We start from the raw sequence: 7887 nt of genomic DNA, 5'->3' as shown, positions 1-7887 counted from the left end.
GCCCAAGGCCAAGACGCCGGACCGCGAGCAGGAGCTCGTCGCGGCCTGATTCCCGGTATTGGTTCAGATCTTTCGGCCGTACCGGCGGCACCGCCAGGGACGAGACCCATTCGCCGCCGATGGTTCGGGGAGCCGAAGAAGAAAATGGGGCCGCACGGCCGTCGGCGCGGCACAGATAACCTACCGGCCGTGCGGAGCTACGTGTCTCGGGAACCAGGGGCCCCGGCCGCGACGCTGACGCCGGAGCGGATCGAGCAGCTGTCCAAGTCCGGGAGGCGGCGGGTGTAGCGAGCGCAATGATGTGAGTGCTGTTCGACCTATCGCGGGGTGCGTTGGCCGGACTCCAGTCTCGACACAGATCAGGGCTGCGCAGCAACAGCTGCGCAACCCTGCTTCGGTACGCCTCAGATCCTGCCGGCTGCGGCGAGGGGTCAGGCCGGGTTGATGTTCTCGGCCTGGGGGCCCTTCTGGCCCTGGGTGACATCGAACGTCACCATCTGGCTCTCCTGGAGCTCACGGAAGCCCGAGGAGTTGATCGCGGAGTAATGCGCGAAGACGTCCGGGCCGCCACCGTCCTGGGCGATGAAGCCGAAGCCCTTCTCCGCGTTGAACCACTTCACAGTTCCCGTAGCCATGTCTCATGCCTTCCAGTCGATGAACGCCTCCCACACCATGTGAAAGGCGGAGGTGATCGCCCTGGTCCCTGCGGCACAGCACAGCAAAAAACCCACACCAAAGGCATGGGCAAAGGGAACTCCCGAACCACGACATCTGCCCCAGACGCTACAGGCTCACAACACCCCGTCACCAGAGGAAACGGGTACACGTCACGACGTGGACCAGGCGCGCAGGCCCGCCGAAGACAGGCAGGCGTGCCCCATCTCAAGCCGCAGCCGGTGGATTCTCCGATTGGGCGGCGCGGCGGTGTTCGGCGTTGATGCGCTGGGCTTCTTCGAGCTGGTCTTCGAGGATGACGATCTGGCAGGCCGTCTCGATGGGAGTGCCCTGGTCGACAAGTTCCCGGGCGCGGGCGGCGATGCGCAGCTGGTAGCGGGAGTAGCGGCGGTGGCCGCCCGCGGAGCGCAGCGGGGTGATGAGGCGGGCTTCGCCGATGGCGCGGAGGAAGCCCTGGGTGGTGCCGAGCATCTCGGCGGACCGGCCCATCGTGTAGGCGGGGTAGTCGTCGTCATCGAGCCTGCCGTACGAGTCGTCTGCTGTCATCGCACCTCTCTGTGGAACGCGTGGAGGGGCCCTGGCGCTATCTCCGCCAGGGCCCCGAAGGAACTGCTACACCATCCGCCGACCCTTGTCCTGCGTCGGCCTTCTGTATCCGCACCAACTCACGGGGGATGAGAGCGTGTGCGAGGATCGCGGTTGCTCGACCGGAGACCACCTCACTATCGATGTCCTGCGGTACCCGGACTCCACATGTACGCCCGGGCGATCCTGATGGCGCTCGGCCCCTCCGTTCTTTCCCTCTGGGATCAATAACTGCTGGTACTGCTCTACTGCGCACTGCTGGTGATGCGACCTGCTCGGTGACCTGTGACAGCGTCACTCTTCGGCAGCCAGCCCCGTCGCCCGTCCTGCGACTACTGCTCTGGCTTGGAACCCCACTGCCGAACCTCCCGGTGCGCGCGCCCGCAGCCGACGCCTTCACCGAGGTACCGCTCACTGACTCCCCTGCTGGGTACTGCGTACTGCACTTACGGGTGGTGCCACTGCTGTCCTGCTCACGGCGGCCCCTGATCACTGCGGGCCACCCGGTCCGGTCGTCAGTCCCGTCGCCGTCCTGCAACAACCCTGGCTCCGAAACTCCACCACCGCACCGTCCTGCGCACTGCAACTACATGCTGCTACCTGGCAGTTCGTGTCTGCCGGGTCCTGCTGTCTTCCTGGCTACGAGAGAAACCATAACCAGACCACCGCCCAATGTCTACTCCGGTCAACACAGATTTCCGCGCGGCCCGTGAGAAGGTAATCGAGCTCGAACAACCACGGCCGCCCCCCCCATTACCGGCGCCGCCGAGGCGCAGCCCAGGGAGCAGTGCGAGCCGCGCCGGTTTCAGGTCGGTACCCTCACCGGCCGTCGTACCCCGTGGACGCGAGCCGGGACGGGCTGCCGCGCGCCGCCAACAGCGCCGGACACCCAATCCGGCCCGGCACGATCTATGGCGACGTCACCGTCCGATACCGACAGCGGAGAGAGAGTTCCGTGGCCAGCGAAACCAGTCCCCAGATGTCAGCTGAGCTCGCGAGGCGGGCAGGCCACTACGCCGCTGCCGTCGCCGAGTGCCTCCTGGAAGCGGATCTGCCGGTGACCGGGATTCAGAGTTGCGGTCCCTGGCGCGACCCGGACGGCGAGTACCTCGACGTCGAGGCCGGCATCTCGTTCACGCAGGCCTTCCAGGACCAGCATGGCGGAGGCGACTGCGGGCTCCACTGGGCGGCCACGTCCGGCTGGTGTCTCTACACCGCCGGCAAGGAGGACCGGTACCTGTCCGGTGTCCGGTGGCCCGGGGCCGGCCTGCTTCCCGAGCCCCGGCTCGTCTCCGCCTTCGTCGACGCTTTCCGACTCGACCCGGCCATGTCAGGCACCAGCGAACAACCGTCCTCCCGACAGGAGGGCCGCGACTTCCCCACGCTGCTGGACAGCCTGGCCCCCTACCTTCCCGCCCAGCCCTACCTGTTCGAGGAACCCCAGATCCGCTTCGCCGAGCTGCACAGACGCGCCTACGAAAAGCGTGTGCGCCGGGCACTGGTCTCCGGCACCTCCGACCCCCTGACCCACCTGCACCTCCGCCAGGGCGAGCTCACAGCCCTCCTGCACCTGCTCGAGTACACCGAAAGCACCAACCCCACCGCCCTCAACAGACTGCTGGCCGCCGACCTCAGCGCCCGCGCAGGCCAGCCCACAGAAGCCGCAGAAACATACAAGAGGGCCCTCCAGGAAGCAGACCACCGCCGCCGACAAGAACCATGAACCCAGGCGGGCAGCGAAGAGGCAAACCCGGCGGTCGCCGCCAGCTCTCTACGCCGCCTCGACAGCCTTCTCCGGGCACTCCCTCGCGGCCCTAGCCTTTGGGCAGCTCGGCCCACACGCGTGCGGCCATCTCATCGGCCTCGTCCTGCGGAGTCCCCGCCTGCACCAGGATGATCCCGCAGGACTGGTCCCGGAATGTGACCTCCCGCATCTCCGTACCCAGCGAGCCCATCGGCATATCCGACATGACGACCTCCCGCTGCGCGCCGCTTCGCGCATGCGCGCCTGCGCATGGGGCGGTGTCGATTCGGATCATTTCCGTCCTGGACGCAGGAGCCCCGCAGCCCGCCCGCTTGGGCCCTCTGGCCTGACCTGCGGTACCGGGGGTACCATCGGTACCATGCCGCCTACCAAAGCCATGAACCTACGATTTCCCGATCCGGAGCAGCGCGCCGCGATCGAGGCCGCCGCCCGGCAGGAGGGTGTCAGCCTGCAGGAGTACATCCTGTCCGCTGCCTACGCTCGCGCCACTGCCGTGGAAGAGCGCTTCCTCGAGGCATTCCACGGGTCGATGGCCCGCAGCGGCGACGCGTTCACCGAGGAGACCGGCGCGGCCAATCCAGGCGGGGAGCAGCGCACCGCGGAGCTGGAGGCGCGGCGGGAGCTTGAGGAGCAGCAGAAGCGGGGCCATGCCGCGTGACGCTGAACGAACCGCTCCAGCCGCTTGAGGTGACGTTCTTGCTGCATGCCGCGCAGTTGCTGCCTGAGGATCCTCAGGTTGACGACTTCGGCCCGCTCTACGCAGCAGTCGCCCGAGTCAATGCCCGGGCCATGGAGCGTGATATCTACGGCTCGCTGTATCTCAAGGCGGCCGCGCTGCTCCAGACGCTGGTGAAATTGCCGTGTCTGGAGCACTCCAACGAGGCCTTCGCCTGGCATTCCGCAGAGGCGTACCTGGCCCTGAACGGATGCCGGCTCGACTACCTGCCCAAGGAGTCGGTCTCTCTGGTGCGGGACGCCGCCTCCGGGGCTATGGGGGTCGGGCTGATCGGCCGTCAGCTGCGGGCATGGAGTGTTCTCTGACCGGGCTGGTGCGTAGGTCCGAGTGCGGCCCGGCTTACCCCACGATGTCCAGCATCTCCTTCCGGCTCGCTCTTCATGCCTGGGCGACACCTCCGGGCAGAAGACGCTGTATCGAGCAGGACAGGGGTAGTGTCGCCGACGAGACGTGCCTCGCCGTGTGATCGTTTGTCGGCCCTCGCAGCGAGGACACCCTGGCTGGACCGAACTCCCGCGGTGACAGCCAGGGCAGTGGGATATGGGGTAATTGGCAGCCCGACGGTTTCTGGTTCCGTTAGTTCAGGTTCGACTCCTGGTATCCCAGCCAAGCACGGAATGCCAATGCCATGCCAAGGTGTCAACGCCGTGTTGCTCGGTTCTGGTCCACTCTCCGTGGAGCGGTGGCTGACAGCAGCCGCACGGTGCCGGGCGATCACCCGGGCCCCGTTCCACAGCGTCTCGAACGCGTACTCGGCCTCCCTCTTTGGTCCCGGCGGCGGGCAGGCCACCGCCAGCATCGGCGACAGCGGCGGCAACTCAGACGCACCGTGAGCGCCGGAAGACGGCTGCACGCTCATCTCTCTGGCCTGCACCCCGGCAGGCGGCCTCGGCCAGTTGCCCTGGCGTCCGCACCGCCGGATGGGACAGCTGTGCCGGTACCCGTGCCCAGGTGGACCTCTCCGCCGACGGCACTCCCCTTGGCGGTATGTCCCGGAATGTGTTCTTCGTCGAATGGTGGTTTGCTGCTCGATGGCGGCGGCGAACCGGCTTTCAGGTTCGGCGCCTGGCCGTGCCCACCCGCAAGGCTCAAGGAGGAGTCCCGCATGTCCGTCTACACCCCTCAGCAGATCAGCCAGCCCCAGGCCCAGCAGCCGTTCGGCCAGCAGCAGCCCTGGGGGCAACAGGGCCAGGGCCAGGGCCAGGGCCAGCAGCAGTTCGGCCAGCAGATCGCCGGGTCGCAGCAGCAGATCGCGCAGGTGGTTCAGCAGTCGATGCAGCAGGCCTGCCAGCAGGCGAGCCAGCAGGTGGCGCAGCGCATGCAGCAGACGCTGCAGCAGATCCAGCAGGTCCAGCAGCAGCTGCAGCAGCAGGGCTTGGCCCACCAGGCGCACCCGTACCTGGCTGTGGCGCTGCACCACACCCTGCTCCAGGGCGTGCGCAGCGCTGTGGAGCAGTCCGTGCAGCAGGCGCTGCCTATCGCGATCCTGACGCTGGTGCAGCAAAGCCAGCAGGGCCAGCAGGGCCAGCAGCAGTTCGGTCAGTTCCCCAACCAGCAGCCGCAGGGCCAGATGGGACAGGGTGGCCAGTTCCCGGGGCTTGGCCAGGGGCAGGGCATGTTCGGGCAGCAGCCGCAGTACGGGCAGCTGTCGCCGCTGGGCATGTAACAGCCCCTCGCGCCGGGCAGCGAGGCGCCGCAGTGACGGGCGTGGTGGGGGCGAGGTGCCGCTCCCACCACGCAGCAGATTGTGCGACGTGATGTGACAAGTGAAGCAACCTTGAGTCTGAGATGGCGGTTTGTGCGATGAGTGAGCAAGGCGGCGGTGTGAAGCCGGGCAACGGCGGTAACGGCAAGGCCCATGCGCAGAAGGCCGCGGCGACACAGCCGAGCGAGGCAGCGGACGGTACGGGTGAGCCGACCGGACGCCTCGACGGGAAGGCACAGGCGTTCGGATATACCCAGGGCCGGGGGGTTAGGGCGGGGTGGGGCCGGTATCTGGTGGCACCGCGCCCGGCGGGCATGCTGGGCGGCGGAGTGCCACCGATCGAAACGGCCGCGCTGTTCGCCATGCTCGAGGAAGACCCCGACGTGGAACCGGTGGCACAGCTGCGCCCCTCCCGTCCCCGGGGCTTGGGGGCGATCGCCGAGCCGCATCCCGCGTGCCCTCCGGTCGCGGTGGTCGCGATGCCCGACCTGCGGGCCCGCGCTTTGGCGGCGAACCCGCAGGTCGTCGTGGAGATCGACCAGCCCCTCACCTACACCCCCACCCCACCGATCGGCGCCGGCATGGGCACTGCGGTGCCGGTGGTGGACCCGATGCTCGCCATCACCCTGGAGGAGCCCGGAACGGTCAGGCTGCGGGTGGTGGGCGGTGACGGTCAGGCAGTGGCCGGGGCGCACGTGTGGGCGATCGGCAGCAGTATTCCGGTGCACGGGGTCACGGGCCGCGACGGACGGGTGAGCCTGACGCTGGCGGCGGACACCCCCGACACCCTCCAGGGGCTGTATGTGCGGCCCGTCAGCGGCTACTGGCCGCTGCGGACCGGCCGCCCCGATCTCACCGAGGGCGCGGAGGCGGTGGTGGAGGTACAGACCCTGGCGGAGACGTTCGAGGGCTCCCCCGGCAAGGCGCTGACGGGCTGGGGGACGCAGGCGATGCGGCTGCACCAGATCCCCCCGACCTACCGCGGACACGGCATCAAGGTCGCCCTCATCGACTCCGGAGTGAACACCGCCCATCCCGACCTCAAAGAGAGCGTCCAGCACGGCCACGACCTCACCACCACCGTCGGCGGCGGGGACGGCACGTGGAAGGTGGATACCACCGGTCACGGCACCTGGTGCGCGGGAGTGATTGCGGCGGCCGACAGCCGCACCGGCATCACCGGGATCGCGTCGGAGGCCGAGCTGCACGCGCTGAAACTGTTCCCCGGCGGGCACGTCAGCGACCTGCTCCGCGCGGTCGACTACTGCGTCACGCACGACATCGACATCGCCCAGATCAACCTCGCCTACCCCGCACCGTCACAGCTCATGGCGTGGAAGCTGCTGGATGCGCACGCGGCCGGGATCACGATCATCGCCCCCGCCGGCGACACCGCCGGCCCCCTCACCCAGCCGGCCGCCACGCCTGGGGTCCTCGCGGTGGGGGCGCTCGCGCACACCGGCACCTACCCCCCCTACAGCCCCTACGCGGCGGTGCAGCCGCCGTGGCCCGGACCCTATCCGGCGCCGTTCACCCCCACCTGGCCGGGGGTTGACCTGGTCGCACCGGGCGCGGCGGTCATCACCACCGCACTGGGAGACGGCTACACCCCGGCCGACGGCACCGCGATCGCCGCTGCCCACGTCACCGGCCTCGCCGCCCTGCTCCTGGCCCACCACGACCATCTGCGTACCCAGGTCATGCCCCGCACCCCGGCCCGTGCCGAGTTCCTGTACACACTGCTGCGCACCGCCTGCCAGCCCCTGCCGGGCGCCGATCCGGCCCGCGTAGGTGCCGGGATCGCGGACGCCCCCACCGCCCTCGGCATCCCCCACGCCTGGCAGCAACAGGACTACCGCGCCGAACAGACCCATGCAGCAGCCGGACCCTACCCCCGGGCCTGACACAAGACGGCAACCTCCGTCCCCCGGCGGCGAAGCGCCGGGGGACGGAACTTTTCAGGCCGGACCGCAAGGGCGCCCAGGGGGGCAGCCGAACAGGTCGCGGACCCTGATCGTGCGCACCCGGCGGGCGCGACGCGCCGGCATCAACCCGCCCAAAGCGGCAAGGGATCTCTCCCCGGGCGGCTTCCAGTCGTCATGGACCGTGTCCCAGAAGTTCAGCCACGCGTCTGTCTCGGTCGGGCCGTGTCCGACCACGTCCGTGCCCGGGGAGCTCGAGACCTGAAACTTCCAACACCGCTCATGACACTGCGCGATCTTGGTGGCCAATTCCAACTGTCGTGCAGACAGGCCGAGTTGGCGGGCGACGAGGTGACTGGCGGAATCGGTCGTGGGTCTGTCCGTGCGCCAGGGGTGACAGCGTCACGAGGAGCCAGTGGATCATGAGCGCTGGTGATCACTCGTGGGTCTTCTCGGATCGGAGCGTGTCGTGTCGGTGCAGCCCCAGCCTTGGCCTGAA

Annotated in this window: 8 protein-coding genes and 1 tRNA gene; 6 read left to right on the top strand and 3 right to left on the bottom strand. The window is 68.7% G+C overall.

Going from position 1 to position 7887, the window contains the following annotated elements:
* Positions 1 to 431 precede the first annotated feature (431 nt).
* Both ABZV34_RS35720 and ABZV34_RS35715 read right to left on the bottom strand, forming a co-directional pair.
* Entirely contained in the window at positions 432 to 635 is a 204-nt protein-coding gene (locus ABZV34_RS35720; protein WP_356286276.1) for a cold-shock protein, read from the bottom strand.
* Between the two features lie 247 nt (positions 636 to 882).
* On the bottom strand, positions 883 to 1221 hold the full coding sequence (locus ABZV34_RS35715) for a MerR family transcriptional regulator (RefSeq protein WP_356286273.1): 339 nt from the start codon (positions 1219 to 1221) through the stop codon (positions 883 to 885).
* A gap of 1018 nt (positions 1222 to 2239) precedes the next feature.
* Between ABZV34_RS35715 and ABZV34_RS35710 the strand changes: the two genes are divergently transcribed.
* On the top strand, positions 2240 to 2983 hold the full coding sequence (locus tag ABZV34_RS35710) for a DUF6292 family protein (RefSeq protein WP_356286270.1): 744 nt from the start codon (positions 2240 to 2242) through the stop codon (positions 2981 to 2983).
* A gap of 91 nt (positions 2984 to 3074) precedes the next feature.
* Here the strand turns inward: ABZV34_RS35710 and ABZV34_RS35705 are convergent, their stop codons facing one another.
* Entirely contained in the window at positions 3075 to 3230 is a 156-nt protein-coding gene (locus ABZV34_RS35705; protein ID WP_356286267.1) for a hypothetical protein, read from the bottom strand.
* Between the two features lie 153 nt (positions 3231 to 3383).
* Here ABZV34_RS35705 and ABZV34_RS35700 point away from each other — a divergent pair, with 153 nt between their 5' ends.
* The 5 genes from ABZV34_RS35700 to ABZV34_RS35680 all read left to right on the top strand — a co-directional run bounded on the left by ABZV34_RS35700 (position 3384) and on the right by ABZV34_RS35680 (position 7370).
* The gene (locus ABZV34_RS35700) at positions 3384 to 3683 is read left to right on the top strand and encodes a DUF1778 domain-containing protein (protein ID WP_356286265.1); all 300 of its coding nucleotides are present in this window, start codon (positions 3384 to 3386) and stop codon (positions 3681 to 3683) included.
* On the top strand, positions 3680 to 4066 hold the full coding sequence (locus ABZV34_RS35695) for a fic family toxin-antitoxin system, toxin component (protein ID WP_356286263.1): 387 nt from the start codon (positions 3680 to 3682) through the stop codon (positions 4064 to 4066). Before ABZV34_RS35700 ends, ABZV34_RS35695 begins: the two co-directional genes overlap by 4 nt.
* Before the next feature lie 229 nt (positions 4067 to 4295).
* Positions 4296 to 4370: transfer RNA gene (locus tag ABZV34_RS35690), tRNA-Gln, on the top strand.
* Positions 4371 to 4866: 496 nt separating this feature from the next.
* On the top strand, positions 4867 to 5427 hold the full coding sequence (locus tag ABZV34_RS35685; RefSeq protein ID WP_356286260.1) for a hypothetical protein: 561 nt from the start codon (positions 4867 to 4869) through the stop codon (positions 5425 to 5427).
* Positions 5428 to 5564: 137 nt separating this feature from the next.
* Positions 5565 to 7370, top strand: coding sequence for a S8 family serine peptidase (locus ABZV34_RS35680; RefSeq protein ID WP_356286257.1), 1806 nt, complete (start codon positions 5565 to 5567; stop codon positions 7368 to 7370).
* Positions 7371 to 7887 lie beyond the last annotated feature (517 nt).

This window comes from Streptomyces sp. NPDC005195 (assembly GCF_040608315.1).
In the GTDB taxonomy this organism is placed as follows: domain Bacteria; phylum Actinomycetota; class Actinomycetes; order Streptomycetales; family Streptomycetaceae; genus Streptomyces; species Streptomyces kaempferi.
The sequence above is the reverse complement of the archived record's forward strand: the minus strand, read 5'-3'. Positions and strand labels throughout refer to the sequence as shown.